Annotated in this window: 26 protein-coding genes; 22 read left to right on the top strand and 4 right to left on the bottom strand. The window is 51.9% G+C overall.

Annotation, left to right across the window (positions count from 1 at the left end):
* The first annotated feature begins 47 nt into the window (after positions 1-47).
* From AC812_RS12755 to yabN, 6 genes are all read left to right on the top strand, one after another.
* Entirely contained in the window at positions 48-1,013 is a 966-nt protein-coding gene (locus AC812_RS12755) for a DNA-directed RNA polymerase subunit alpha (RefSeq protein ID WP_082149017.1), read from the top strand.
* A 6-nt stretch (positions 1,014-1,019) separates the two neighbouring features.
* Positions 1,020-1,397, top strand: coding sequence for a 50S ribosomal protein L17 (rplQ, locus tag AC812_RS12760; protein WP_061915342.1), 378 nt, complete (start codon positions 1,020-1,022; stop codon positions 1,395-1,397).
* Between the two features lie 29 nt (positions 1,398-1,426).
* On the top strand, positions 1,427-2,230 hold the full coding sequence (gene truA / locus AC812_RS12765) for a tRNA pseudouridine(38-40) synthase TruA (RefSeq protein ID WP_061915345.1): 804 nt from the start codon (positions 1,427-1,429) through the stop codon (positions 2,228-2,230).
* Positions 2,223-2,648: a 50S ribosomal protein L13 gene (rplM, locus tag AC812_RS12770; protein WP_061915348.1), complete on the top strand. Its 426-nt coding sequence runs from the start codon at positions 2,223-2,225 to the stop codon at positions 2,646-2,648. Before truA ends, rplM begins: the two co-directional genes overlap by 8 nt.
* Before the next feature lie 15 nt (positions 2,649-2,663).
* Positions 2,664-3,059, top strand: coding sequence for a 30S ribosomal protein S9 (gene rpsI, locus AC812_RS12775; protein WP_061915351.1), 396 nt, complete (start codon positions 2,664-2,666; stop codon positions 3,057-3,059).
* Between the two features lie 149 nt (positions 3,060-3,208).
* Positions 3,209-4,681, top strand: a complete 1,473-nt coding sequence (yabN, locus tag AC812_RS12780; protein ID WP_061915354.1) for a bifunctional methyltransferase/pyrophosphohydrolase YabN — start codon at positions 3,209-3,211, stop codon at positions 4,679-4,681.
* Here the strand turns inward: yabN and AC812_RS12785 are convergent, their stop codons facing one another.
* Together AC812_RS12785 and AC812_RS12790 are read right to left on the bottom strand one after the other, a co-directional pair.
* On the bottom strand, positions 4,682-5,149 hold the full coding sequence (locus AC812_RS12785) for a DUF3887 domain-containing protein (RefSeq protein ID WP_061915356.1): 468 nt from the start codon (positions 5,147-5,149) through the stop codon (positions 4,682-4,684).
* 9 nt (positions 5,150-5,158) lie between these two features.
* On the bottom strand, positions 5,159-6,535 hold the full coding sequence (locus tag AC812_RS12790) for a tryptophanase (RefSeq protein WP_061915359.1): 1,377 nt from the start codon (positions 6,533-6,535) through the stop codon (positions 5,159-5,161).
* A 265-nt stretch (positions 6,536-6,800) separates the two neighbouring features.
* Between AC812_RS12790 and AC812_RS12795 the strand changes: the two genes are divergently transcribed.
* The 16 genes from AC812_RS12795 to AC812_RS12870 all read left to right on the top strand — a co-directional run bounded on the left by AC812_RS12795 (position 6,801) and on the right by AC812_RS12870 (position 22,421).
* Positions 6,801-7,883 (top strand): SHOCT-like domain-containing protein, encoded by a 1,083-nt coding sequence (locus AC812_RS12795; RefSeq protein WP_061915362.1) that lies wholly within the window; start codon positions 6,801-6,803, stop codon positions 7,881-7,883.
* A gap of 59 nt (positions 7,884-7,942) precedes the next feature.
* A complete protein-coding gene (locus AC812_RS12800; protein WP_061915364.1) occupies positions 7,943-8,587 on the top strand; it encodes an SHOCT-like domain-containing protein in 645 nt (214 codons plus the stop codon).
* 29 nt (positions 8,588-8,616) lie between these two features.
* A complete protein-coding gene (locus AC812_RS12805) occupies positions 8,617-9,201 on the top strand; it encodes a hypothetical protein (protein WP_145962536.1) in 585 nt (194 codons plus the stop codon).
* A gap of 113 nt (positions 9,202-9,314) precedes the next feature.
* A complete protein-coding gene (locus AC812_RS12810) occupies positions 9,315-9,671 on the top strand; it encodes an NADH-quinone oxidoreductase subunit A (protein WP_061915370.1) in 357 nt (118 codons plus the stop codon).
* Positions 9,672-9,695: 24 nt separating this feature from the next.
* The gene (nuoH, locus tag AC812_RS12815; RefSeq protein WP_061915373.1) at positions 9,696-10,916 is read left to right on the top strand and encodes an NADH-quinone oxidoreductase subunit NuoH; all 1,221 of its coding nucleotides are present in this window, start codon (positions 9,696-9,698) and stop codon (positions 10,914-10,916) included.
* Entirely contained in the window at positions 10,913-11,437 is a 525-nt protein-coding gene (locus tag AC812_RS12820) for an NADH-quinone oxidoreductase subunit J family protein (RefSeq protein WP_061915376.1), read from the top strand. Before nuoH ends, AC812_RS12820 begins: the two co-directional genes overlap by 4 nt.
* The gene (gene nuoK, locus AC812_RS12825) at positions 11,434-11,754 is read left to right on the top strand and encodes an NADH-quinone oxidoreductase subunit NuoK (RefSeq protein ID WP_061915377.1); all 321 of its coding nucleotides are present in this window, start codon (positions 11,434-11,436) and stop codon (positions 11,752-11,754) included. The genes AC812_RS12820 and nuoK overlap by 4 nt, the downstream gene beginning before the upstream one ends.
* A gap of 19 nt (positions 11,755-11,773) precedes the next feature.
* Positions 11,774-13,948: an NADH-quinone oxidoreductase subunit L gene (gene nuoL, locus AC812_RS12830; protein ID WP_061915380.1), complete on the top strand. Its 2,175-nt coding sequence runs from the start codon at positions 11,774-11,776 to the stop codon at positions 13,946-13,948.
* Between the two features lie 18 nt (positions 13,949-13,966).
* Positions 13,967-15,508, top strand: coding sequence for a complex I subunit 4 family protein (locus tag AC812_RS12835; RefSeq protein ID WP_061915387.1), 1,542 nt, complete (start codon positions 13,967-13,969; stop codon positions 15,506-15,508).
* 10 nt (positions 15,509-15,518) lie between these two features.
* Complete coding sequence (locus AC812_RS12840; protein ID WP_061915389.1) at positions 15,519-16,994, top strand: complex I subunit 4 family protein; 1,476 nt, start codon at positions 15,519-15,521, stop codon at positions 16,992-16,994.
* A complete protein-coding gene (locus tag AC812_RS12845) occupies positions 16,991-18,457 on the top strand; it encodes an NADH-quinone oxidoreductase subunit N (RefSeq protein WP_145962537.1) in 1,467 nt (488 codons plus the stop codon). The genes AC812_RS12840 and AC812_RS12845 overlap by 4 nt, the downstream gene beginning before the upstream one ends.
* 34 nt (positions 18,458-18,491) lie before the next feature.
* Positions 18,492-18,806, top strand: coding sequence for an AtpZ/AtpI family protein (locus AC812_RS12850; protein WP_061915395.1), 315 nt, complete (start codon positions 18,492-18,494; stop codon positions 18,804-18,806).
* Positions 18,790-19,761 carry a F0F1 ATP synthase subunit A gene (locus tag AC812_RS12855; RefSeq protein WP_061915398.1) on the top strand — a complete coding sequence of 324 codons (972 nt, stop codon included), beginning with the start codon at positions 18,790-18,792 and terminating at the stop codon, positions 19,759-19,761. Before AC812_RS12850 ends, AC812_RS12855 begins: the two co-directional genes overlap by 17 nt.
* Positions 19,762-19,802: 41 nt before the next feature.
* On the top strand, positions 19,803-20,039 hold the full coding sequence (gene atpE / locus AC812_RS12860; protein WP_061915401.1) for an ATP synthase F0 subunit C: 237 nt from the start codon (positions 19,803-19,805) through the stop codon (positions 20,037-20,039).
* 10 nt (positions 20,040-20,049) lie between these two features.
* Positions 20,050-20,787 (top strand): F0F1 ATP synthase subunit B, encoded by a 738-nt coding sequence (gene atpF, locus AC812_RS12865; protein WP_061915404.1) that lies wholly within the window; start codon positions 20,050-20,052, stop codon positions 20,785-20,787.
* Positions 20,788-20,858: 71 nt separating this feature from the next.
* On the top strand, positions 20,859-22,421 hold the full coding sequence (locus AC812_RS12870; protein WP_061915407.1) for a UDP-N-acetylmuramoyl-L-alanyl-D-glutamate--2,6-diaminopimelate ligase: 1,563 nt from the start codon (positions 20,859-20,861) through the stop codon (positions 22,419-22,421).
* Positions 22,422-22,492: 71 nt separating this feature from the next.
* Here AC812_RS12870 and AC812_RS12875 read toward each other — a convergent pair whose 3' ends face one another.
* A complete protein-coding gene (locus AC812_RS12875; protein ID WP_061915410.1) occupies positions 22,493-24,757 on the bottom strand; it encodes a polyribonucleotide nucleotidyltransferase in 2,265 nt (754 codons plus the stop codon).
* Between the two features lie 187 nt (positions 24,758-24,944).
* Positions 24,945-25,217 carry a 30S ribosomal protein S15 gene (gene rpsO, locus AC812_RS12880; RefSeq protein WP_061915413.1) on the bottom strand — a complete coding sequence of 91 codons (273 nt, stop codon included), beginning with the start codon at positions 25,215-25,217 and terminating at the stop codon, positions 24,945-24,947.
* Positions 25,218-25,332 lie beyond the last annotated feature (115 nt).

Raw genomic sequence — 25,332 nt, forward strand, 5'->3', positions numbered from 1 at the left:
TCCTGTTTGGCTAATTTTTGTAGCTGTGCATCAGAAAGGGGTGAACCTTGTCTGTAATAACCAATATGGTCAAACCGAAAATCGAGCGCGAAGACGAGGCTCGAAACTATGGGAAATTCGTTATCAGCCCGCTGGAACGCGGCTACGGCGTCACCCTTGGCAATGCACTTCGGCGGGTCCTGCTGTCGTCGCTGGAAGGGGCAGCGGTTACTTCCATCCGGATTTCGGACGTGCTGCATGAGTTCAGTGACATCCCCGGTGTTCGGGAAGATGTGATTCAGGTCATGCTGCAAATCAAGCAGCTGCGCCTGGTGCTGCACGATGTGGAAAGCTCTCACCTCCATCTGGATGTTCGCGGGGCGGGCACGGTCACTGCGGCAGATATTCAAGTGCCGGCCGAGGTGGAGATCGTCAATCCGGATCTTTATCTGTTCACGGTGGATGATAGCCGCACCCGGCTGGAAATTGACATGACGGTTGAGCGCGGTCGGGGCTATTCACCAGCGGGTGATCGCAGCGGCCGGCTGCCGATTGGTGAACTTCCGGTAGATGCCATTTTCAGCCCGATACGGCGAGTGAACTTTAATGTGGCTTCTGCCCGGGTCGGACAAAATACCAACTACGAACGGTTGATTTTGGAAATCTGGACAGATGGCACCATTTCGCCCGAAAGCGCCTTGGGAACAGCCTCCAAGATTTTGATTGATCATCTGCGGCTGATTTCCGGCATCAGCGAAGAGGTCTTTACGGTCGTGCCGGAACGCGAGATCAGTGGCAGCCGTTTGACCAGTGAAGCCGCCGAAACACCCATCGAAAATCTCGATTTATCGGTGCGGGTGTTCAATTCTCTCAAACGCACCGGCATTACCACGGTGGGTGATGTGCTGGAACTGCTTGAAAAAGGCAGTGAAGCGGTCATGTCAATCCGAAACTTTGGTGAGAAGAGTCTGGATGAATTACGCCAGAAAATGCGGGAAAAAGGGTTCCTGCCAAACGATAACGAGACGGAGTAAGGAATTATGCGCCATAAAGTTGCTGGTTTTAAACTGGGACGGTCAAAGGATCAGCGCAAGGGATTGCGCCGGACTTTGATCAAACAGTTCTTTACTCACGAACGGATGAAAACCACCCGTGCCAAAGCGCTGGCGATTCGCGGCGAAGCCGAGCGGATGATCACCATTGCAAGGCGAAGCGCCAATGGCAGCGACCTGGATAAGGTCAATGCCCGCCGGCTGGTTGCGGCACGCCTGGGCGACCCGATTGTGGTGAAGAAATTATTTGACGAAATTGCGCCGCGTTACGCCAATCGCAATGGCGGTTATACGCGGATGTTCAAGCTGGGGCCGCGGCAGGGTGATGCTGCCGAGATGGTTCTGCTTGAACTGGTTGAGGATTAAGAGCCCGCCGGTCTGAATTCCGGTTCGGGATGGCACGTTACCAGGTTATCATCGCCTACGACGGCACCCACTTCCAGGGCTTTCAACGACAGGGAAGCAACCGGACGGTGCAGGCTGAAGTTGAGGCAGCGCTGCGTTCACTGGGCTGGCAGGACGAAAGTATCCTGTATGCCGGTCGAACCGATAGCGGGGTACACGCCCTTGGTCAGGTCATTGCATTCGACCTGAACTGGCGACATACCCCCCAGCAGTTGCTGAAAGCGTTGAACGCCTCGCTTCCTGAGGATGTGGCGGTGCGCAGGGTGCAGATGGTTCGGAATGATTTTCATCCGCGCTACGATGCCCTTGCCCGCCAATACCTCTATCGTCTGTACTGTCAGGAGGAGCGGGATCCACTGCGCGAGCGCTACATGTGGCGGGTCTGGCCAGCGGTGCAGGCTGAACTTCTGCATCAGGCTGCCAGCCGGCTGATCGGTGAACACGATTTTGCGGCATTTGGTTCGCCTTTACGACCAGGAGGCAGCACCATCCGCAGAGTTTACCGGACAGAGTGGCAGCAAACCGCACAAACGGAATGGACTTTTCGGATCACCGCAAATGCTTTTCTTTACCGAATGGTGCGCAGACTGGTGTTTTTGCAAGTCCGGGTTGGGCAGCAGCAATTGTCATTGGAACAGTTCGAGGCTGCCCTCAAAATCCCACAGCCCCTGTTGCCCGGGCTGGCCAAACCGAACGGTCTATATCTGGAATGGGTGCAATACGAGGAGGACGATTTGAAATCTGAAGGGTTAATCAAAACCTTATCTGTCAGTGGAGAAGAGGACTGTGGATAAGACATACGTCATAAAAGGAAAACCTGAAACAAAGTGGGTACTGGTGGATGCCAGAGGTCAGAATCTGGGCCGGCTGGCGACCCAAATTGCCCGCTACCTGCTCGGCAAACATAAACCTACATTCACGCCGGGCGTAGCCATGGGTGATTACGTGGTGGTCATCAATGCGCAGCAACTGGATGTTACCGACAAGCGGTTGGATAGCAAGTTTTACTACAAGCATTCCAACTATCCCGGCGGATTGAAAGTTGTGGGGATGCGGGAACAACTGAACCGCCATCCTGATCGGGTTATCCGGGCTGCAGTGTGGGGCATGCTGCCACACAATAAACTGGGCCGCAAGTTGATCAAGCGTTTGAAAATTTACGCTGGCAGCGAACATCCGCACGAAGCGCAAAAGCCAGAGCCTGTTGCATAAAGGAGTGGGCAAGATATGTCTGTTCAGTATTACGAAGGTGTTGGGCGACGCAAAGAAGCCACCGCGCGCGTGCGCATCATGAGCGGGACGGGTAAATTTACCGTCAATCAGAAATCCATTGAGGATTACTTCAGCCGGATTGGCGATGTGGAAGCCATCCTCAAGCCGTTTCAGGCAACCCAGCAGGAACGTTCAACGTTCGATGTAACGGTTGTGGTAAAAGGCGGTGGGGTTACCGGTCAAACCGACGCGGTTCAGCTGGGGCTGGCGCGTGCGCTGGCGAAAATGAATGCGGACTTCGTTCATGAATTGCGCAAGTACGGTTTGCTCACCCGCGATCCGCGTGTTAAGGAACGCAAGAAACCGGGTCTCAAGCGCGCCCGCAAAGCACCGACCTACACCAAACGCTAAACATCCAGCACTTTTTCGATCACCATCCCTGCCGGGAAGGTGGATGAAATCGCAGGGCAGATTACCTCTACCAGTTTTTTTGAAAGCAGGTAGAGGGCTGCTCTGCAATGTTTTTGAGGTGATTACTTCTACCACAAGGGAGCCTCTTTATGGATATTCCACAAAATCAAAGCGGGATTGTCATTTTGGGGCTGGGGCCGGGTGAAGACCGTCACCTGACCCGAGAGGCATGGGAGTGGTTGAGCCAGATTGACCGCCTGTATCTGCGCACCCGCCATCATCCGCTGGTAACCAGTTTGCCGAAAAGCCTGGAGATCGTTTCCTTCGATTACTTATACGAAACCAGAGACACCTTCGAGGCGGTGTATGAGGCAATCGTAGAAGAAGTCCTCCAAATGGGCCGGCAACCGCAGGGTATAACCTACGCAGTACCCGGTCATCCTTTTGTGGCAGAAGCCACGGCTCCGGAGATTGTCCGCCGCGCCACTCAGCAGGGGATTGCGGTTCGGATTATTGAAGGGATGTCGTTTTTGGAGCCGGTATTCAGCGCTTTGCAGATGGATCCTTTTCCGCGGCTTGCGCTGCTGGATGCCCTTGAAATTGGAAGACTGCATACCCCCGGCTTTGCGCCAGATATGCCAGCGTTGATTACACAAATTTACAATCAGATGACGGCCTCGGCTGTCAAACTGGCGTTGAATGCGGTCTATCCGGATGAGTTTCGGGTCAGGCTGGTTCATGCTGCCGGTACCCGTCATCAAATTGTGGAAGATTTGATGTTGTATGAGATTGACCGCAGCCCTCATTTGGGATTGATGACGGCCTTGTTTGTCCCGGCCTTGGGAGCGGATACCTCGTTAGAGGCGTTTCAAGAAGTAGTGGCACGGCTGCGTGCGCCAGATGGTTGTCCATGGGACCGGGAACAAACCCACCTGACTCTGCGTAAGTACCTGCTCGAAGAAGCCTATGAAGCCATTGAAGCGCTGGATCATGAGGATGCGGATGCCCTGCGTGAAGAATTGGGGGATCTATTGCTGCAGATTGTTCTTCACGCACAAATTGCGGTTGAAGAGGGTGAATTTTCTCTGGCAGAGGTGATTCAAGGGATTCATCGCAAAATTGTCCGCCGCCATCCGCATGTATTTGGTGAGGTCAAGGTCAGCGGGGTGGAGGGTGTGCTGCGCAACTGGCAAAAGTTGAAAGATGAAGAGCGGGCAATGAACGGACAGGATCAGCCGAAAAGCATTCTGGACGGTGTTCCGTTGAGTTTACCGGCACTCTCGCAGGCACAGGAGATTCAAAGCCGGGCGGCCCGGGTTGGGTTTGATTGGAGTGAGATTCAACCAGTGTTGGACAAGGTCTTTGAAGAGATCAACGAAGTTCAATCAGCAAAGGACGATGCTGAAAGGGAAAAAGAACTGGGTGATCTATTGTTTGCAGTGGTCAATCTGGCGCGCTGGTATAAGGTAGATGCAGAAAGTGCTTTACGAGCAGCCAACCGGCGTTTTCGCCAGCGTTTTGCGCACATCGAAGCCAGAGCCCGTCAGGCCGGCAGGCAGCTCACCTCCATGAGCCTTGATGAGATGGATCACTGGTGGGATGAAGCCAAACGGATGTCCTGATTACTTTTTGCGCAATTCCGGTGAATCGAACCAAAGGCCGGAAATCAGATGAGGCTCGGCACGGTTGAAGACAATCCGCATGGTAACGAGATTGTCTTTCTCGTAAGTCAGGCGGTAAATCACAATTGTATACTTTTCATCCTGAAGCACCTGACTGATTTCATGGGACTGGTAGGCGCCCAGTTTGTCGGTCAGGGTTGAAAGAAGCTTCTCGAAGGCTGCCTCGTCCATGCCTTTTTGCATGTTTGCGTCAAAGTCTTTGGAAAAGGTTGGGTAATCGCGGTTGATCAGGCCGGCGATCAGGTTTTCACCCATCGGAGCGGCGTATTCCAGCACGGCTTCCCGTTCCTCGCCTTCCAACGTCACGGTTTTACTCTGGGCAGGTGAGAGCAGTGCACAGCCACCGATTAATAAGGACGCAATGATCAGCATTCCAACGATCCGATGGAAAGGATGGTATTTTTGCATGGTTTCCTCCTACAAAGGTTCAAAACGGGCCGTAAAGTGACGCAGCAGTGGTGGCGCATAAGTGATGCGATAACCGCGAAGCGTTTCGCGTTGATCGGTCAGGGATTTCAAAACCTCCACGATATAATCAAAATGGCTGCGGGTATAGGTGCGGCGCGGAATAGCCAGCCGAACCAGTTCTAATTTGGGGTAAATCATTTCTCCACTGTCGGGGTCGGGGTAAGCAAACATGACCGAACCAATCTCAACCCCACGAATACCGCCTTCCAGATATAGTGCCGCAGCCAGTGCCTGACCGGGATACTCGGCATGGGGAATGTGGGGTAAAAACCGACCCGCATCCAGATAAATTGCATGGCCACCGGCCGGTTCGATGATCGGGATACCGGCGGATTTTAATTGATCGGCAAAATAAGCCGTTTGCCCGATGCGGTAGGCCAGATATTCCTCATCCAGACCTTCCATGAGGCCAACCGCCATGGCGTCCAAGTCCCGCCCGGCTAACCCGCCGTAGGTTACAAAACCTTCCCGTAAAATCAGTTCGTTACAAATACGCTGGAACAGGTCATCATCACGGACTGCCAAAAAACCGCCAATGTTGACCAGTGCGTCTTTTTTGGCGGACATCCAGGCACCATCGGCCAGGGCAAAAATCTGCCGAGCAATCTCCAGTGTGGAAAGATGCGCGCAGCCCGGTTCTCGCTGCTTGATGAAATAAGCGTTTTCTGCAAATCGGCACGCATCAATAAAAAAGGGAATGCCGTAATGGTGGTAAACCTCGGCGACCTGGCGGATATTTTCGAGGGAAACGGGTTGTCCGCCACCGGCGTTGTTGGTAATGGTGATGCTGCCAAAGGGGATGTTTTGGGGGCCAACCTGCTCAATGAAGGTACGCAATTTTTGAACATCCATGTTGCCTTTGAACGGATGAGGATTGGTAGGGTCAAAGGCTTCATCAATGACCAGATTGGTTGGCCGTCCCCCTCGAGCGCGGATGTTACCGTCGGTGGTATCAAAATGCATATTCGAAGGGACGTACATGCCGGGTTTGACCAGTAATTGGGTGAGAATGTTTTCGGCAGCCCGGCCTTGATGGGTGGGAACGAAATGTTCAAAGCCAAAGATCTTTTGCATCACATCGGCAAGGCGATAGTAAGACCGGGCTCCGGCGTAGGATTCGTCCCCGGTCATCATGGCTGCCCATTGATCCTGACTCATCGTTCCGGTACCCGAATCGGTCAGGAGGTCAATAAACACATCTTCGGCGCGTAGATTGAAAAGGTTGTATCCGGCGGTTTGCATGGCTTTCTGGCGTTCATCGGGCGGGATGAGGCGGATTGGCTCAACCATTTTGATGCGAAATGGTTCAACAGGATAGGGTTTCATTGAAAAAATTATCCTCCGCAACAGGAATTGAAGGGGGAATCTGGGAAGGGTTCTTGCTCAGTTTATCACAAAAAGAGAGCGGTGAGGAGTTGACATTCATCCTGTAGGTTTTATATGTTATAGGTATTAACTGATTTTTGATTATAAATATTGTGACAAAAATTTATAAAAAGACAAGAAGACATAAATTATATTCATAAATCATTGACAAATTCGGATTATTTGTTATGATAGGAATAACCGATTCAAATCCGGAGAGAACCCAATGGCCATTCGAACAATCCCGTGTGACCCTGCGCCTAAAATCCGAATTCAGGCTGAAGATCATTTGTCACTGAGCGGCTGGGATCAACCCCAGATTCAAATTCGTGTACAGGATGAAGCCCGTTTGCAGGTCAGGCAAGAAAACGGCAGCTGGTGGATTCGCTGCGAGGAAGATACCGTGATTCAGGTGCCGATGCAGGCAGTGCTGCAAGTAGATTATGTTCACGGCTCGATGTCGGCAATTAACCTGACGGGAAACTTGAAGGTTGAAAATGTGGGTGGTCACCTGACGCTGCGAGAGGTTGGTGAAGTCCGGTGCGGGAATGTCGGCGGTCACCTGAAAGTGTTTAAGATCAACGGAGACCTGGTGGTGACCAATATTGGCGGAAACCTTAAGGGGGGTGAAATCCATGGGGTCTTGAGGGTGGAAAATACAGGTGGATCTATCAAGCTACTGGACGTGAGCCGTGCAGAAACCTTACGGGCAGGTGGAAACATAAAAGTAAAATTGCTTGAATTTTCCAATGACCTGCAGGCTTCGGCGGGGGGAAGTATCAAATTGTGGCTTCCGTCGGGCAGCGGATATCAACTGGATGCCAGCAGCGGCGGGGAGCGGATTGTCTTTCAGGAGCAAGGATCATCGGTCCGGCAAGTTACCCACCGTTTTCAGGGTGCCATTGGAGGTGGGGGTGTACGGTTGAGACTGGCTGCAGGCGGTTCTATTGCAATTATGGAGGGGGAATGGGAAGAGGAGAATGTTGAAGAGGAATTCGGTGTGCGTCTGGATGGATTAGGGGATCAGATTGCTCAGCGTATTCAGGAAAAGATGCGGCGAGTGGAAGAACGTACCAGACTGGCTCAAGAGCGAGCCGAGCGGGCTGCCAGCCGCAGAGCGGAACGGGGGGAGTTTTTGAACATTGGGGGAATGAGTTTCAATTTCGAGCGCCAGGCGGCTGCTCCTCGCAAGCGGGCCAGTGAGGAGGAGCGTCTGATTATTCTGAATTTGCTACGAGAGAAGAAAATTACGGCCGAGGAAGCCAATCGGCTGCTGGATGCACTCGAAGGCAGGTTTTCAGAAGGGTGAAAGACTTTGCTTGTCGAAAGAGTACAACACAGCAGGTTCCCATCCTGTGGAGGTCATGAATGAGCGAAGAGCGGCTTGAATTATTACGAAAAATTGAGGCGGGAGAAATTTCTCCGGAGGAAGGTTTGCGGTTGATCAATGCGCTTGAGGAAGATTCGACGGCTCAACCGCGGGTTTTGATTGAGGAGACTATTCAACCTGGGGAAGCAACCGAAAGAGTGAAAGAGGTTGATGTCGTCGAAACGGCCGGTGAAAAAAGTGCCCCGCCCGATTATCGTCGCTGGAGACGATTTTCGTGGGTGATCTTCGGCTTGATGGTGCTGTTGACATCTTTGTCAGCTGTTTGGATGGTTCTGGGCTGGTTGACCCGCCCATGGGGGTGGGGCTTCTGGCTGTCCTGGTTCCCCTTCCTGAGTGGAATTATCGGGATGTGGCTGTCTTATAACTCACTGTGGCTGCACGTACGGATTCGGCAACGCAAAGGGGCGAAGCCCGAAAAAATAGCTTTCAGTTTTCCGCTGCCTGTCCATGCTCTGGTCTGGTTTTTGCGGACATTTGGACGCTGGATGCCGCCAACTGTTAGAGAACAGAATCTGGCAGATATGCTCCATGAACTGATGAAGAATTTATCGAGCCAGGAACCGATTCATATTCAAGTCAATGATGAAGAAGACGGTGAGGAGGTTGAAATCTTTATTGGATGAAACGGTGGGTTTTGCCTTGGATCATTTTGATGGTATCTTTGGTTGTAGTTTTGGTTTCCTTTTTACCCGCGCCTTTGATAAGTAATCGGTTTGATGTGGATGAGGCTGTGATCTATGCAGGGCAATCCACGCAGACCCCCCAATTTATCCATTTTCAAATCTTCTACCCGCGGTGGATCAGGCTGGATGAAAGTGGTTCGTTCCTTCTCAAGATTAATCTGGACAGCGCCGAGATGGGAGATTTGCGGGCATGGCAGGCTCGCCTGGAAATGAATGGTGTGGTGATTTCTCCACACGGTGAGTCACGCCAGAGGGCTGTGGCTGGAAGGGAAACCATATTCCGCTGGAACATTAAACCTTATAAACGCAATGCCGGCCGGGGCACGATATGGGTTTATCAGGTGCGGGACAATGGCTCAAACGAAGGGGAAGCCAGATTAATTCTGGCGCATCCCTTTGAGGTCAGCACTTTGAACAGCCCGGGGGATCTCGGCTGGATGTTGCTGCGCGTGGTTGGCAGCGGTGGGCTAGCGGCATCTCTGCTCTGGTTTTGGATTGCCCGTAACCAGAATGCTGTATTGGAAGAGAATTCAGGAGGAGTTGCCAAAAATTAAATTTGGGGGATTTGCTTTACAAGCAGGGGGTAAATTGATAAAATGGATGTATTGGGTGGGGATGGGAAAGATTACCATTAATCCCTGGATCCTTAGACCTCGCAGGAGCATGTATGCTGGGAAACTGGTTGTACATCGGAATCTTTGCGCTGGTAGCACTGATGATGCCAGCACTCACAATTTTCATCGCAGGTATTCTCTCTCCAAAAAGACCGGATCCAATAAAAAATTCGACCTATGAATGCGGGGTTGAAACCGTAGGCCCTAATTGGACGCAAATTAAAATTCAATATTACGTCTTTGCCCTTGTTTTCTTGATTTTCGATGTTGAGGCGGTCTTGCTGTTCCCGTGGGCAGTGGCGTACCAGCTCTTACCCCTTTACGCCATTATTGAAGGAGTCTTATTCTTGTTGATCCTGGTGGTTGGGTTTTTGTATGCCTGGCGAAAAGGGGCGCTGGAATGGTTCTAATACCTTTGAAGGCAGGGAAGACCAATGGATTTTTTGCGTGATCCTTTTGGCTTTGTGATTCAAGAGTACACTGGCTGGCTGGGTGGATTGGGGTTGCCTGCTGGCTGGGTAGATATAATTGCCAAATTGACCGGTGCTCTGGTTCTCGCTACCGGCGCAATGTTGTTTGTGGTCTTTCTAATCTGGTATGAGCGAAAATTGATCGGCCGCATCCAGGACCGGTTTGGGCCGAATCGCGTCGGCCCGTGGGGAATTTTTCAGCCGGTGGCGGACATGCTTAAGATCTTTACCAAAGAATACATCACCCCGATTGGTGCAGATAAATTCGCCTACAATCTTGCCCCTATTCTGGCGGTGGCGGCGGTGCTTTTGTTGTGGTCGGTGCTACCGCTTTCGGTCACGGTCGTGGGTACCGATTTGAATGTCGGTCTGCTTTTTTTGGTTGCGGTTGGCGGTCTGGGGGAGATGAGTTATATCCTGGCCGGCTGGGGTTCCAATAACAAATACGCTCTGCTGGGGGCTTTTCGGCTGGTTGCTCAACTGATTTCTTACGAAGTGCCCCTCGTGCTTTCGGCACTGGTGCCGGTGATGCTGGCGGGCACTCTTAGTGTAAATGGGATTGTGCAAGCACAGGAAAGTGTCTGGTTCATCGTGGCAGCACCGGCGGCAGCATTGATTTTCTTTATTGCCTCCATTGCCGAAATTGGGCGCTCTCCATTCGACTTAATCGAAGCCGAATCGGAACTGGTTGCCGGCTACAACATTGAATACTCTGGCTTGAAATTTGGCATGTTTTTTGTGGCGGAGTTTTTACACGCTTTTACCGTTTCAATGATTTTTGCAACGGTGTTTCTGGGCGGGTGGCAAGGGCCGGGGGCTGCGGAAATCCCGGTTTTAGGATTTGTTTACCTCATGTTGAAAACCTTTGTGGTTTATTTTGTGACCATTCTTTTCAGGGGAACTTTACCGCGCTTTCGAATTGACCAGATGATGAATTTGAACTGGAAAGTGCTTACCCCCCTTTCTCTGGCATTGATAATGGCTATGGCAATTGTCGGCGGTTTGACAAGGGAATTGCCGGTCTTCTGGCAGGTAATTGCCTTTCTGCTGGTGAACCTTCTTTTGCTGGGGGCGACAGATCAATTGATGCGCCTTTCGCAGAGCAGGAAAACAAAATCCAACCTTCCCATGCAACCCCTACGAAAGGTTTTGACTACATCTACCAAACACGGGGCAGGAGAATGAACGGTCTTCAAGTGGTTTTTTTGCTTGCGGCGCTGGTTTCATTGTTTTCAGCCGCCATGGTCGTTTCTGCCCGCCGGATGATGCACGCCGCCTTGTGGCTGGTGTTGACCTTAATGGGCGTGGCCGTCATTTTTGTAACCCTGCAGTCTTCCTTCTTTGCCGTGGTTCAGGTTCTGGTCTATGTTGGGGCAATTGCCATCCTGATCATTTTTTCGGTGATGTTGACCCGCCGGGTGATGGAAGACCATGGTGATCAGATTCTACCGGGGTGGCGCGCGGCTGGACTGGTTGCCGGGCTTCTTTTCGCTATCATTGTGGGATTTCTTGCGCTCTGGCAGGGTTTTACGACGATGCTGGTAGAGTTGCCAGCGGATGCCGATAATCTTTTGGATTTGGGTCAGGCGTTGGTTTCTCCACAGGGATACGCCTTACCCTTTGAACTGGCATCGGTGCTGCTTGTGGCGGCTCTGATTGGTGCAATCACCATTGCGGTGGATCGCAAGGAGGATCAACACGGATGATACCGTTGGCATGGTATTTGATTTTTTCGGCGGCTTTATTTTGCATTGGCCTGTTTGGGGCGCTGGCGCGTAAAAATGCCGTGGCAATTCTCATGGGGGTCGAGTTGATGCTGAACGCGGTCAATGTCAATTTGATCGCTTTCTGGCATTATTACGCTCAGATGCGTAGCACTCCGTATGTCCATGGATTGGCATTCACCACCATGGTATTTGTGGTTGCCGCTGCTGAGGTGGCAGTAGGCCTGGCACTGGTCATTTCGGCTTACCGTCGGCGGCAAACGCCAGTGGTGGATGAGCTGACCCTGCTAAAAGGATAAAGGGGGGAGGCGAAATTGCATGGCTGTTGAAACCCTGATCGTCCTCATTCCGCTACTGCCATTGCTGGCTTTTTTTGCGATTGTGTTGTTTGCTCATCGTAACAATGCGCTATCTCACTGGCTGGCATTGATCGCGGCTGGGGTGGCGTGGATGCTCAGCATGATTGTTTTTAGGCGCGCCGTTCAAACGGAAGAACTCAGCCGGTTTCCTTTTGCGGCGGCGATTGAATGGCTGCCAACTGGCTCAGCCGCCCTGAAAATTGGAGTCCAAATTGACCCGCTCAGTGCAGTGACCCTTTTCTTCGTGGCCTGGACGGTGTTGATGATTTTCATTTACAGCATCGGGTACCATAACTTTGGACAACCCAAGGGTGAGCACGACCGTCCCGGCTTGCCCCCGCACGGCGCAGAAATCAGAGATGGGCACGGGCATGTGCATCGTGTCCCTTCCATTGAGCCGATGTATGCGCGCTTTTTCGCGTTGATCAGCCTGTTTGCCTTTGCGATGTTTTTGCTGGTGATAACAGATAATCTGTTGACGCTGTACATCGGTTGGGAAATCATGGGGCTTTGCTCTTACCTGTTGATTGGATTCTGGTATGCCAAAGAATCGGCACGCAATGCCATGATTAAGGCATTTCTGACCACGCGGGTGGGAGATGTGTTCATGCTGCTGGGGCTGGCTGCTCTCTATTCCCTGACTGGTACATTGAACTATCAGGTGATTTTAAACAATCCAGCTGTCCTGAACGGCCTGGCCAGCGCAGCTTCACCCCTGGCGGGGGTTTCCTGGGCAGGTTTGATTGGGATTCTGTTGATTATTGGGACGATTGGAAAATCAGCGCAATTCCCGCTGCATATCTGGCTGCCGGATGCCATGGAAGGTCCAACCCCGGTTTCGGCGATGATCCATGCTGCCACGATGGTTTCGGCGGGGGTGTATCTGGTCATTCGGTTCTTCCCCTTGCTCTCAGCCGGATGGGACGGTCATCACCTGACTTTGCCGATGCTGGTAATGGGGGCGGTGGGGGCATTTACTGCCCTTTTTGCGGCGACAATAGCCCTTGCTCAAAATGATATTAAGCGAGTGCTGGCTTACTCCACCATTTCTCAATTGGGATACATGATTGCTGGATTGGGGGTGGGTGCTTATGTAGCTGCGGCTTTTCATCTGGTCACCCACGCGTTTTTCAAGGCTTTGCTCTTCCTCGGTTCAGGGTCGGTCATTCATGGCATGGAGCATGGGGTCTTTCACACGGGTGAAAACATTGACCCGCAAAACATGCTTTACATGGGTGGTTTGCGGAAAAAGATGCCGCTGACCTTTTGGACCTTTCTGGCGGGGGGACTGGCACTTTCCGGCTTTCCGTTGATCACCGCCGGCTTCTGGTCAAAGGATGAGATTTTATCCGGTGCGTATGCCAGCGGACAGACAGCGATTTTTTGGATGCTGGCAGCGGCAGCCCTTTTGACCGCTTTTTACACCATGCGCCAGATCACCTTGACCTTTTTGGGACAACCGCGCAGTCATTCAGCCGAGCACGCCCATGAATCGAGGCCGGTAATGACCATCCCGCTGGTCATTCTGGCATTCTTTGCAATCACTGCGGGTTGGGTGGGGATTCCGGAGTACTTTCCGGCGGTTGGTGGGCTATTGCCAAACTGGTTTGAGGAATTTGTCGGGAGCATGCTGGTCTCGCATGGCGAAACGGCGCATTTCAGTCTGCTGCCACTGGGGGTTTCTGTAGTGGTTGCGCTAGGCGGTTTGTGGATGGGTTGGCTGACCTATCGAGGTGTTGTCAGACCGGTTGATCCGCTGGAAAAGCCATTGGGAGGGATATATACTTTGCTGCGAAATAAGTATTATGTGGATGAATTCTACCAATGGGCGTTCATCCGGCCGGCGCGCTGGCTGGCTGAAACATTAACTGATCGTTGGCTGGATCGCACGATAATTGATGGCGCGCTGCATTCGATTGCCGGTTTTGGGGTTTGGCTGGGAAAATCCCTGCGGAGATGGATTGATCTGCCCGTGATTAATGGCGCGGGCGATCTGACGGCTGCCGGCACACGCAATCTGGGTGCTTTTCTCCGTTCGCTGCAATCCGGTAGAGTGCAGATTTATGCGACGGTTGGATTGGGATTGGCGGCGATGGTTGCCATCCTGATTTACTTCCTGTGGGTGATTGGTTGATCGGGGAGGATGGAGAGGATGGAATTGATTACCAATCATCTGTTGAGCCTGATCCTGTTCACCCCCACAGTGGCTGCGTTGGTGATGTTGCTGCTGCCAAAAGACAAAACCACTCTGCTGCGTAATTTTGCTCTGGTTGCCTCGCTGATTCCGTTTGTCCTTACTCTTGTGGTCTGGGCAGGTTTTGATCCTCAACCGAGCCCTGGCGTGCCTTTTCAGTTTGTAGAAAAAGCCGAGTGGTACAGTGCTATTCGATCTTCCTATCATCTGGGGGTAGATGGAATCTCTCTGCCGATGGTTCTGCTGACCACTTTATTGACCCCGTTGGCTATCCTGGCATCCTACAGCATCGAAGAGCGGGTCAAGTCCTACATGATCCTGTTTCTTTTGCTTGAAACGGGCATGTTAGGGGTCTTTCTTGCACTGGATTTATTGTTGTTCTTCGTTTTCTGGGAAGTCGGCCTGGTGCCGATGTATTTTTTGATTGCCCAGTGGGGCAGTAAAAATCGCAACTACGCCGCGCTGAAATTTGTGTTGTACACCATGGGGGGCTCGCTTGGCTTGTTGCTGGCCATTCAACTGATGGGAGTGGCAGTAGGCAGTTTTGACTTGCTGGAATTGTATCAGCGCTGGCCGGGTCTGAATGAATTGAGCATTCCAATTGGATTACCGGTTGCAACCGTCAAGGCAATTGCTTTTTGGGCATTTGTGGTGGCGTTCGCCATCAAAGTTCCGGTCTGGCCTTTCCATACCTGGCTGCCGGATGCCCATACCGAAGCGCCAACCGCCGGTTCAATGATTCTGGCGGGAGTGTTGCTTAAACTGGGTGCCTATGGCTTTTTACGCCTGGTTTTGCCGCTCTTTCCGGCTGAATCGCAGCAATATGCCGGCGCGCTGGCATTACTGGGGGTGGCTGCCATCATTTTTGGAGCATTGGGCGCCTGGGCGCAAAATGATTTTAAGCGTTTGATTGCCTACTCGTCCATCAATCACATGGGTTTCGTGGTTCTGGGCATTGCTGCTGCCGCAGCCCTGTTAAATACGAGTTCGCCGGTAGCACTGCTGGACAAGAACATCGCCCTGAACGGGGCGGTGCTGCAAATGTTCAATCATGGCCTCAGTGCTGCTGGGATGTTCTTCCTGGTGGGTGTGTTGTATGAACGCACCCATACCCGTGATCTGAATGATTTTGGCGGTTTATTTGCCGTAGTCCCAGTTTATGGCGGTGTATTGATCTTTACGGCGATGGCATCACTTGGGCTACCGGGGTTAAACGGCTTTATTTCGGAATTCTTGGTGGTGAGAGGGGCGTGGCCGGTGATGACGCTGGCAACAGCATTGTCCATGATCGGCCTGTTCTTTACCGGAGCTTATATTCTCAAAGCCTTGAAGATGGTACTGCACGGCCCGCTGAATGCCCGCTGGCTGGGTCACTTGACCGATATGACCCGCCGGGAAATGATGGTGATTGCCCCCCTGATGATCCTGATGCTGATTTTAGGGGTTTGGCCGGCGTGGCTGCTGGATGTGATCAATCGCGCGGTAGCTTTTCTGTTTTGAGAGGTGAGTGATGCAGTTTCCAATTCTGAGCGCTCTGATCTTCACTCCCATTGTAGCCGGGATCATTCTGCTGTTCCTCCCTGCCGAAAATCGAGTTTGGATTCGGCGGATTGCACTGGTGGCAGCCACACTGATCCTGCTAATGTCTTTTGTCCTGTATTTTACTTATGATGTCAGTCGGGGAGGCTATCAATTCCTCGAAGAAGCAAAATGGCTTCCGCAATTTGGTATCCATTACAAACTGGGTATTGACGGAATCAGCCTGCCGCTGGTTTTGCTTTCGGGACTGGTCATTTTCTCGGGTGTGTTGGTTTCATGGAATGTCGAGGATCGCCCGCGTGAGTTCTTTTCGTTCCTGATGTTTTTGGGGGCGAGTGTTCTGGGCGTTTTTTGTGCACTGGATTTATTCCTGCTGTTTTTCTTTTTTGAACTGGCTGTTTTTCCAAAGTATCTGATGATTGTGGTATGGGGTTACCCAAAGACGCGTGAATATGGCGGCATGAAATTAACCCTCTACCTTTTCATTGGTTCGGTAATTGCGCTGGTCGGCACCCTGGCGATTTACTTTGGCTCCGGTTTGCGAACCTTCGATTTGCTGGCATTGGAACAGGCTGGCTTCCCGGCAGAATTTCAGCGTTTGTGGTTCCCGTTTGTCTTTCTGGGTTTTGCCATTTTGGGAGGCATTTTTCCCTTCCATAGTTGGGCGCCGGATGGCCATGTCGCTGCCCCGACCGCCATCTCAATGCTGCTGGCCGGGGTGGAAATGAAAGTTGGCGCTTTTGCGGCTTTGCGGGTTGGTATTCAATTATTACCCGAAGGGGCGCAGTATTGGGCAGCGGCTATATTGCTGCTGGCGACAATTAATGTGGTGTATGGAGCTTTTATTGCTATGGTGCAGACCGATTTCAAGTATGTCATTGGCTTCTCGTCGGTTTCACACATGGGATTGGTGCTGATTGGTTTTGCAACCCTCAACCGGGACGGCTTGCTGGGAGCCGGAATGCAGATGTTTTCCCATGGGGTAATGACGGCTCTCTTCTTTGCGATTGTTGGAATGGTGTATGATCGCGCCCATACTCGCGAGATTGGGGCGTTGGGCGGTCTTGTGCAAAAAATGCCCTGGGCAGCGGTGGGGTTTATCATTGGCGGTTTGGTTTCGATGGGAATGCCCGGTTTTTCGGGTTTTGTTTCGGAAATTCCGGTGTTCATGGGGGCGTGGCAGGTGGCTCCGCTGGTGGCTATCGTAGCCATCCTCGGTATTCTGATCACCGCAGCCTATATCTTCCTGGTTGTGCGGCGGGTTTTCTTTGGGGAAATTCCCCCAGCGCTGGATCAAAGCGTTACCGATATATCCCGTAAGGATAAACTGGTGATTGGAATGTTAGCACTGGTGATGATATTGCTGGGGTGGTTTCCCTCGCTCCTGACCCGTCTGATCGAACCCGGGGTTCAATCCATTTTAGCCCTGATTGGAGGTGGCCGGTGAGCTCTGCCTTCACTCCTGAAATGTGGCGCTCCATTTTTCCTGAAATCGGGTTGCTGATTCTTGCAATCGTCTTATTAGTTTTCGATCTAATCTGGCTTAAACAGCCTCAGATGCGCGCCAGATGGCTGGGGTGGATGACCAGTATCGGGATTGTCCTGATCATGGGGATTTCGGCTGGAATTTCAATGCCCCAGGGCCAGGGCAGCGTGGAGTGGGGCGGAATGCTGCGATTCGATGCCGCTGGATTTGTATTTCGGATGATTTTCATGAGCGCAGCCGCATTGACCGCTCTGTTTGCCAGCCAGTTTGAGGCATTGAAAAAACGAGGTGAATTCTATGCCCTTTTGTTGATCAGCACGCTGGGGATGAATCTGATGGCTTCGGCTGCAGATTTGATTTTGCTCTTCCTGGCGATTGAAACTACCTCGCTTCCTTTGTATGTCATGGCAGGCTTCTTGACGCGGGATGACCGTTCGGTAGAAGCCGGCATTAAGTATTTTCTTTTTGGGGCAATTACCTCAGCCGTTATGTTGTACGGTTTTAGTCTGATTTACGGTCTGACCGGCACTACCCAGATTTATGAATTGCGTTCCGCTTTTCAAGCGGGTAATTTACCGGTCGGGTTAGCAGAATTAGTGATTGTTCTCGTACTGGTCGGTTTCGGGTTCAAGATTTCTGCAGCGCCGTTCCATTTTTGGGCGCCGGATGTTTATTCGGGTGCGCCAACACCGGTGGCGGGATTTCTCTCAACAGCCAGCAAAGCGGCCGGGTTTGCGGTTCTCTTACGGGTTCTTCAAATTGCCTTTGCCGGACAGGGCAGTTTGTGGACGGTGTTGATTGCGGTTCTTGCAACTGCCAGTATGCTCATCGGAAATTACCTTGCACTTGCACAACGCAGTATCAAACGACTGCTGGCTTATTCTTCGATTGCTCATGCCGGCTATATCTTAATTGGGGTTGCTGCCGATTCGGAATTGGGCACGCTATCGGTAATTTATTACCTGATTGCCTATCTGGTGACCAATCTGGCTGCTTTCGGCATCGTCAACCTCATCGAGAGTAGGGTGGGTTCGGATGAGATCAGTGCGCTGGCTGGACTGAACCGACGGTCTGCCGGTTTGGGGCTTGCCATGTTGGCTGCGCTGCTTTCCCTGGGGGGCATTCCTCCTTTTGCTGGCTTCTTCGCGAAATTGTTGGTCTTTGCGGCTGCCGTTGAACGAGGGTTGATCTGGCTGGTGCTGGTTGGGGTATTCAATGCGGTTGTGGGTTTATACTACTACTTGAATGTCCTCAAAGTGATTTATCTGCATCCTCCGGTTGAAGAGAAGGAAGTTTTCCCTCCGACCCCGGCTTGGAGGATTGCCTTGTGGGTGTGTCTGGCGGGTATCCTGCTGATTGGTTTCTGGTTTGCGCCGTGGTATTCGTTGGCACAGGCTGCTACAAGCGCAATTTGGATTTATTGACGCACAATTTTCCATCTGATATAATGTTTTCGTCATGAGCCAACCAAACGCCGATGAACCTTCACGACGCCAAAAAATTCTCAACCTGACCCTGGCGAGTGTAACGGCGCAGGTGGGGTGTGTTACTCTGGTGATTGTGTTGGCAGCGGTCTTTGCAGGCATCTGGCTGGATAACCGTTTTGAAACCCGCCCGTGGTTTACCGTGGGATTGCTGGTGGTAAGCATCCCGATCTCTCTGGCAATCATGTTCTGGATTGTCCGATTGGCGGTTTCAAAGATTAAACCCGGCTCTGGTATATCGAACAAATCTGGTAAAAAGGAGGAAACGGGTCTTGGAAACAACGCGTAAATGGCGCTGGGGAAAAAACCGTTGGATTGTGCTGTTGTTTATCGTTTTGAGTGTTGTAGCCATCAACATTGCCGTCCCTGTCCAGCCTCACATTCAAGTTGCTCCCGAAAGAATAATTGAAGAACCCTTATTCAATCTAGGCCCGCTGGGGGATTTTTATCTGGTCAACACACTGCCGACTTTGTTGGTCGTTGATCTGATCATCATTGCCATGGCATTTGCTGTCCGGCAGAGCCTTCGGAAAGGTGACCTTGTCCCGCGCGGAATTGCCGGTGCGATGGAAGGTTTGATTGAGGTTTTATACAACCTGACCGAATCGGCGGCTGGAAAACATGCCCGGCGCATTTTCCCGTGGTTTGCCACGATTATGATTCTGGTACTGGTTGCCAACCTGATGAAAATATTGCCGGGTATGGAATCCATTGGGGTGATGCATCATTATGAGCCCGGTCATCCGATTCAAAATCTGTTTGGGAATGTTTACACGGTTCTTCCGGGTGAAGCAGAACACGGGGAGGGATATATCGTGACCCCCTTCTTCCGTGCGCTTTCCACGGATTTGAACTTCACCCTGGCTCTGGCTTTGATTTCGGTGTTCATGACGCAGGTGATTGGGGTTCAGACTCAGGGATTGCGGTATTTCACCAAATTCATTAACTTCACCACGATGTTCAAAAAACCCTTTTTCGGATTTATGGACTTTCTGGTGGGTTTGTTGGAATTGATTTCAGAATTTGCTAAAATCCTCTCATTTACATTCCGTTTGTTTGGTGTTATGTTTTCCGGTTTCGTACTGGTGGCATTGGTGGCGACATTGCTGCCTGTTTTCGTGCCATCCATGATTTACATGTTTGAGGTCTTCATGGGCGTCATTCAGGCCTTTGTCTTTGGAATGTTGACGATGGTCTTTATGGCAATGGCGACCCGCGGTCACGGTGAAGAAGAACATCACTGAAATTTGAAATTATCCACCACATTCGAGGAGGTCAACAAACAATGGAAGGCAACATCGTTTTAGCAGCAAAATTTATTGGCGCGGGTCTGGCGATGATTGGTGCGCTCGGCGCCGGGATTGGGATTGGCCTGAGTGTGCAGGGCGCTTTGCAGGGCATGGCTCGCAACCCGGATGCTTACGGTAATCTGCTTACCAACATGATTTTGGGTATTGCTTTTTCCGAAGCGATTGCGATTTACTGTCTGGTGATTGCATTCTTGATGTTGTTCGTGTTGTGAGGAGGTCGCTTTGGAAAAGTTAGGCATCAATCTAGGCTTTATTTTGATCCAAATCCTTTCTTTTGGGATCATTTTTATTGTCCTGAAAGAGTGGGTATATAAACCCCTGACAGCCCAGTTGGAAAAACGCCGGCGGGCAATTGCGCAGGGACTGGAAGATGCCCGGGTGGCTGCCGAGGCGCGCGCAAATGCAGAACGTGAGTCCAGCCGGATAATTTCTGAAGCCCAGCAAAAGGCAGCCGAAATTGTGAGAGAAGCAACCGAACGGGCGGAAGCAGCTGCCAAAGATGTGCGCTTGCAGGCCAATGCCGAAATTGCCAAAGCCCGTGAACAGGCAATGGCGGAGATTGAACAGGAACGTAATCGTGTATTGAGCGAAGTACGCGGTCAAATTGCGGCACTGGCAATTGCAGCAACCCAAAAGTTGATTGGCCAAACGCTGGACGAACAACGCCAACACGCACTTTTGGAAGAATTCTTCTCAGGTGTACGGGGCGGTAAGGTGGTCGTTTTGGAAAATGAAACGATCAGCGGACAGGCCGCAGAGATTACCAGCGCATTACCGCTTACCGAGGCGGAACAACAATCGGTCAAGCAGGATATCCTCGCCAGACTGGGCGGAGCGGCCTCGGTTACCTTCCGGGTTGACCCCTCGATTTTAGGTGGATTGATCATCAAGGTTGGTGATCGGGTGATTGACGGATCGGTGGCTGGTCAACTACAAGGGCTGCGCCAGACCTTGCTCTAAAAACTTTTTTGGGTAGGAGATTTTTGCCACCTGTGATATAAAATGACAGGTGGCATTTGTTATCTGCTACGATGAAGAGACTTGAAGAACTCATTCAAAATTTGCCAGTAAAAGTGCTGGCTGCCCAAAACCTGAGCGGGGTAAAGGTGAGCGGTATCGTGCTGGATTCGCGTCAGGTGCAGCCGGGCTACCTGTTTGTGGCGTTGAGTGGTGGAAATACCGACGGGCATCGCTTTATTCCCTCGGCAGTGGAAAGAGGCGCGGCTGCGGTGGTTGGCAGTAAACCGTTGAGTGAAGTTCCCTCCGACCTGCCCTATATTCAGGTGGAAGAAACACGGCCGGCGCTGGCGTATCTTTCAGCGGCTTTTTTTGACTACCCGGCGCGGTCGTTGACGGTGATTGGTGTAACCGGCACTGATGGGAAAACAACCACTTCGACCATCATTTATTCCATTCTGCGCAGTGCGGGATTAAAAGCTGGGATCATCTCCACGGTGAATGCTGTGATTGGGGATGAGGTCATTGACACCGGATTTCATGTTACTACACCGGAAGCACCGGATGTGCAACGTTATCTGGCAAAAATGCGGGATGCCGGACTAACCCATGTGGTTCTCGAGGCGACTTCACACGGTCTGGCACAGGATCGGGTGACTGCTTGCGAGTTTGACATCGGGGTTGTTACCAACATCACCCATGAACACCTGGATTATCACGGCTCATATGAGGCTTACCGGGCTGCTAAAGCGCGCTTGTTTCAACATCTGCAATCTACGGTTGAAAAACCACAGGGAAATCCGCGACTGGCGGTACTCAATCGTGATGACCAATCTTATGATTACCTGAACGACCTGATCAGTGGCCGAAAGCTAACCTACAGTGTAGTTAATCAAGCCGATTTTATGGCACTCCATCCAGAGTACACACCGAGAGGGTTGGTCTTTCAAGTTTGCTTTGAGGGCGAAAAACTTATCGAAATCCACAGCCGCCTGGTTGGAGAGTACAATATCTCCAATATTCTGGCAGCCCTGACGGCAACGATTGGGGGGGTAGGTATTCCACCGGCTGAAGCCGCGCTTGGGGTGGAGAGGACAAATCCTGTGCCGGGCAGAATGGAACAGATAGATTTAGGACAGGATTTTATTGCAATTGTTGACTTTGCCCACACTCCCAATGCGCTCAAGCGGGCTCTTCAAACGGCTCGCCAGATGACCAGCGGGAAAGTAATTGCGGTTTTTGGCTCGGCCGGGCTGCGGGATCGGCTTAAACGACGGATGATGGCAGAAACTTCCGCAGAACTGGCAGATGTGACCATCTTGACCGCAGAGGATCCGCGCACCGAATCGCTGGAAGAGATTTTAGAGGAAATGGCAAAGGCTGCTCGATCCAGTGGGGGAGTCGAGGGGAAAAATCTTTTTCGTGTAGCCGACAGGGGTGCGGCAATTCGGCTGGCTGTTCAGCTGGCAAAACCTGGCGATCTGGTCATGGCGCTTGGTAAGGGTCACGAGCAATCCATGTGTTTTGGAGAGATTGAGTATCCATGGGATGATCGCGTAGCGATGAGAGCAGCTCTGGCAGAGCGGATGGGATTGCAAGGCCATTCCATGCCGTACCTGCCTACCCAGGATAAGTGAAAAACAAACCGCCCACCGAAACCGGTGGGCGGTAGATCAGCTTTGGGATGGTCTCTCGATATGTTCGGCTATTAACGGCGACGTTGCCCACCGCGGTTGTCAAAACCGCGATCCCCACCGCCACGCCGTTCACCACCACCCGGTCTTCCACCACCGGATGGCCGATTGCCACCGGATGGACGCCCACCCGAAGGTCGGCCTCCGCTGCGGCCATTGCGGTCATTTGCCTGGGCTTCTTCCAGTGACCATCCTTCTAAAACGGCTTGCCGTGAAAGGCGGATTTTTCCGGATTCGTCTATACCGGTCACCATGACGGTGATCTCGTCGCCGACATCCACGACATCCTGAACGCTGGCAACCCGTTCGCTATCCAGCTGCGAGATGTGAACCATCCCGTCTACGTTCGGTAGGATTTCAACAAAGGCACCAAAATCGGTTACCCTGACCACTTTACCGGTGTAAATTCGTCCCACCTGCGGGATTTCGATGAGCGATTCAATTCGTTCACGGGCGGAACTTTCGCCAATTCCATCCGTTGCAGCGATATAAACGGTACCGTCATCGTCAATATCAATTTTGGTATTGGTTTCTTCCTGGATGGCACGGATGATCTTGCCGCCCGGACCGATAATGGCGCCAATTTTATCTACCGGAACCTGAATGATGGTGATACGCGGAGCATGCGGTTTAAGCGAAGGGCGCGGGGCCGGAATGACTTCCAGCATCTTGTCGAGAATGAAAAGGCGTGCTTGACGAGCCTGTTCCAGAGCCTGTGTCATCAACTCAGCGGTGATGCCTTTGATTTTGATGTCCATCTGGAGGGCAGTAATGCCTTCCCGCGTTCCGGCAACTTTGAAATCCATGTCCCCAAGATGATCTTCCATCCCCTGAATATCGGTCAGGATTTGGAAGCGGTCGCCTTCCTTAATAAGACCCATAGCCACCCCAGCAACCGGTGCTTTGATTGGCACGCCGGTATCCATTAAAGCCAGAGTGGAACCGCAAACGGACGCCATCGAAGTGGAGCCGTTTGAAGAGAGCACCTCGGAAACAAGGCGGAGAGTATAGGGGAATTCTTTCTCTGGCGGGATAACGGGTACTAAGGCGCGTTCAGCCAGAGCACCGTGACCAATTTCCCGGCGGGATTGACCGCGCAAAGGTTTAACCTCCCCGGTTGAATAGGGCGGGAAGTTGTAATGGTGCATGTAACGTTTGGTTTCAATCGGGGTCAGGTTATCCAGTTCCTGGGCTTCTTTGGGAGTGCCGAGGGTGGCCAGCGTCAACACCTGAGTTTCACCGCGGGTGAACAAACCGGATCCGTGGGCGCGGGGTGAAACATCCACTTCGCACCAGATGGGACGGATTTCGGTTGGGGTACGACCATCCGGTCGAATCCCACGATTAAGGATGCGGTTGCGCACAACTTCTTTCAAGACCTGATCAAAGGCTTCGGTTGCCGCTTTGGTGAGGGTCTCGTCCTCGGCGGTGAATTCGGCCACAACGGTTTCGCGTAATTCGTCAAGGCTTTCGTTGAGTTCCGATTTGGTGTGGGGCGCATCCAGGCGGGCTTCGATTTCGGCTGCTACCCGTTGACGCATACGTTCTACAAGGCTCTCATCGAGCGTTTCGATGGTAACTTCACGCTTGGGTTTGCCGATTTCGGCAGCCATTTTTTCCTGAACATCAATCAGTGGCTGGAGGGCTTGATGACCGAACATCAAGGCTTCAACCATTACATCTTCGGGAATGATATCGGCTCCGCATTCCACCATCAAAATGGCTTCCCGAGTTCCAGCGATACGTAAATCCAGGTCGGATTGCTCTTTTTGATCAAAGGTCGGATTGATGATGAATTCACCATTGATGCGTCCGACTCGCACGGCGCCAATTGGCCCGCCCCAAGGGATGTCGGAGATCATCAAAGCCGCTGAGGCAGCGTTGACAGCCAGGATGTCAAGCGGATTATCCTTGTCGGCTGACAAGGAAAAGCAAATCACCTGGACTTCATTGCGCATATTTTTTGGAAAAAGCGGGCGCAGAGGGCGGTCAATCAGGCGCGAGATGAGGATTGCCTCATCGGAAGGTTTTCCTTCCCTGCGGAAGAAAGAACCCGGAATACGCCCCCCGGCGTACATGCGCTCTTCGTAATCAACCGATAGCGGAAAGAAGTCAATACCTTCCCGAACGCCACCCATGGTTGCCGCGGCAAAGACAATTGAATCGCCGAGTCGTAGAGTGACAGCGCCACCCGCTTGACCGGCTAATTTGCCCGTTTCGATGGTTATGGTACGACCACCGACCTGGGCTGTGTAAATTTTTGCTTCAGGTTTACTCATTTTTATCCTCTCGTTTATTCCCCCACCCGGTTAGGGACTGAAATCTGACGAGGAATCCATTTCCTCGGCAGGTTTCAATACCCAACCGTGGGGGTGATTTTAAATTATTCAATTATCGCAGTTGAAGCGCATGCTTCAAAAAACGAGTAGATGGTATTCCTTGCCGCCATCTACTCGTTTTTGATTTTTAGCGGTAGCGCAAGTTCAACCGCTCAACAAGTGCCTGATACCGCGCCAGGTCTTTGCGGCGCAGGTATGCCAGTAGTCGGCGGCGGCGCCCAACCATTTTGAGCAATCCGCGACGGGATGATTCATCATGTTTGTTACTGCGCAGATGCTCCGTCAGCTGGTTAATGCGCTTGGTTAGAATTGCCACCTGTACTTCTGGCGAACCGGTGTCGCTTTCATGGCGGTGGTATTCGCCGATAATTTCGGCTTTGGCCTCTTTTGTTAAGGTCATGACGTCTGCTATCTCCTTACAGAATTGAATTTTATTGAGCAGGTCTCCATTTCAGCAGCATTCACCGCCGAAAGGTCCAGTCACGAAGCAAAATTATACCAGAATTTTGTTAATT

It is taken from the genome of Bellilinea caldifistulae (genome assembly GCF_001306055.1).
GTDB classification, from domain to species: Bacteria; Chloroflexota; Anaerolineae; order Anaerolineales; family Anaerolineaceae; genus Bellilinea; species Bellilinea caldifistulae.

Excerpts from the sequence above, each read along its gene's own strand:
- AC812_RS12870 (WP_061915407.1), top strand. The coding sequence starts at position 20,859 with ATGAAGAGACTTGAAGAACTCATTCAAAATTTGCCAGTAAAAGTGCTG.
- rplQ (WP_061915342.1), top strand. The coding sequence starts at position 1,020 with ATGCGCCATAAAGTTGCTGGTTTTAAACTGGGACGGTCAAAGGATCAG.
- AC812_RS12805 (WP_145962536.1), top strand. The coding sequence starts at position 8,617 with ATGGTATCTTTGGTTGTAGTTTTGGTTTCCTTTTTACCCGCGCCTTTG.
- AC812_RS12820 (WP_061915376.1), top strand. The coding sequence starts at position 10,913 with ATGAACGGTCTTCAAGTGGTTTTTTTGCTTGCGGCGCTGGTTTCATTG.
- nuoK (WP_061915377.1), top strand. The coding sequence starts at position 11,434 with ATGATACCGTTGGCATGGTATTTGATTTTTTCGGCGGCTTTATTTTGC.
- yabN (WP_061915354.1), top strand. The coding sequence starts at position 3,209 with ATGGATATTCCACAAAATCAAAGCGGGATTGTCATTTTGGGGCTGGGG.
- AC812_RS12785 (WP_061915356.1), bottom strand. The coding sequence starts at position 5,149 with ATGCAAAAATACCATCCTTTCCATCGGATCGTTGGAATGCTGATCATT.
- AC812_RS12840 (WP_061915389.1), top strand. The coding sequence starts at position 15,519 with ATGCAGTTTCCAATTCTGAGCGCTCTGATCTTCACTCCCATTGTAGCC.
- nuoH (WP_061915373.1), top strand. The coding sequence starts at position 9,696 with ATGGATTTTTTGCGTGATCCTTTTGGCTTTGTGATTCAAGAGTACACT.
- AC812_RS12800 (WP_061915364.1), top strand. The coding sequence starts at position 7,943 with ATGAGCGAAGAGCGGCTTGAATTATTACGAAAAATTGAGGCGGGAGAA.
- AC812_RS12850 (WP_061915395.1), top strand. The coding sequence starts at position 18,492 with ATGAGCCAACCAAACGCCGATGAACCTTCACGACGCCAAAAAATTCTC.
- nuoL (WP_061915380.1), top strand. The coding sequence starts at position 11,774 with ATGGCTGTTGAAACCCTGATCGTCCTCATTCCGCTACTGCCATTGCTG.
- rpsO (WP_061915413.1), bottom strand. The coding sequence starts at position 25,217 with ATGACCTTAACAAAAGAGGCCAAAGCCGAAATTATCGGCGAATACCAC.
- rpsI (WP_061915351.1), top strand. The coding sequence starts at position 2,664 with ATGTCTGTTCAGTATTACGAAGGTGTTGGGCGACGCAAAGAAGCCACC.
- AC812_RS12875 (WP_061915410.1), bottom strand. The coding sequence starts at position 24,757 with ATGAGTAAACCTGAAGCAAAAATTTACACAGCCCAGGTCGGTGGTCGT.
- truA (WP_061915345.1), top strand. The coding sequence starts at position 1,427 with ATGGCACGTTACCAGGTTATCATCGCCTACGACGGCACCCACTTCCAG.
- AC812_RS12795 (WP_061915362.1), top strand. The coding sequence starts at position 6,801 with ATGGCCATTCGAACAATCCCGTGTGACCCTGCGCCTAAAATCCGAATT.
- atpE (WP_061915401.1), top strand. The coding sequence starts at position 19,803 with ATGGAAGGCAACATCGTTTTAGCAGCAAAATTTATTGGCGCGGGTCTG.
- AC812_RS12835 (WP_061915387.1), top strand. The coding sequence starts at position 13,967 with ATGGAATTGATTACCAATCATCTGTTGAGCCTGATCCTGTTCACCCCC.
- AC812_RS12810 (WP_061915370.1), top strand. The coding sequence starts at position 9,315 with ATGCTGGGAAACTGGTTGTACATCGGAATCTTTGCGCTGGTAGCACTG.
- AC812_RS12790 (WP_061915359.1), bottom strand. The coding sequence starts at position 6,535 with ATGAAACCCTATCCTGTTGAACCATTTCGCATCAAAATGGTTGAGCCA.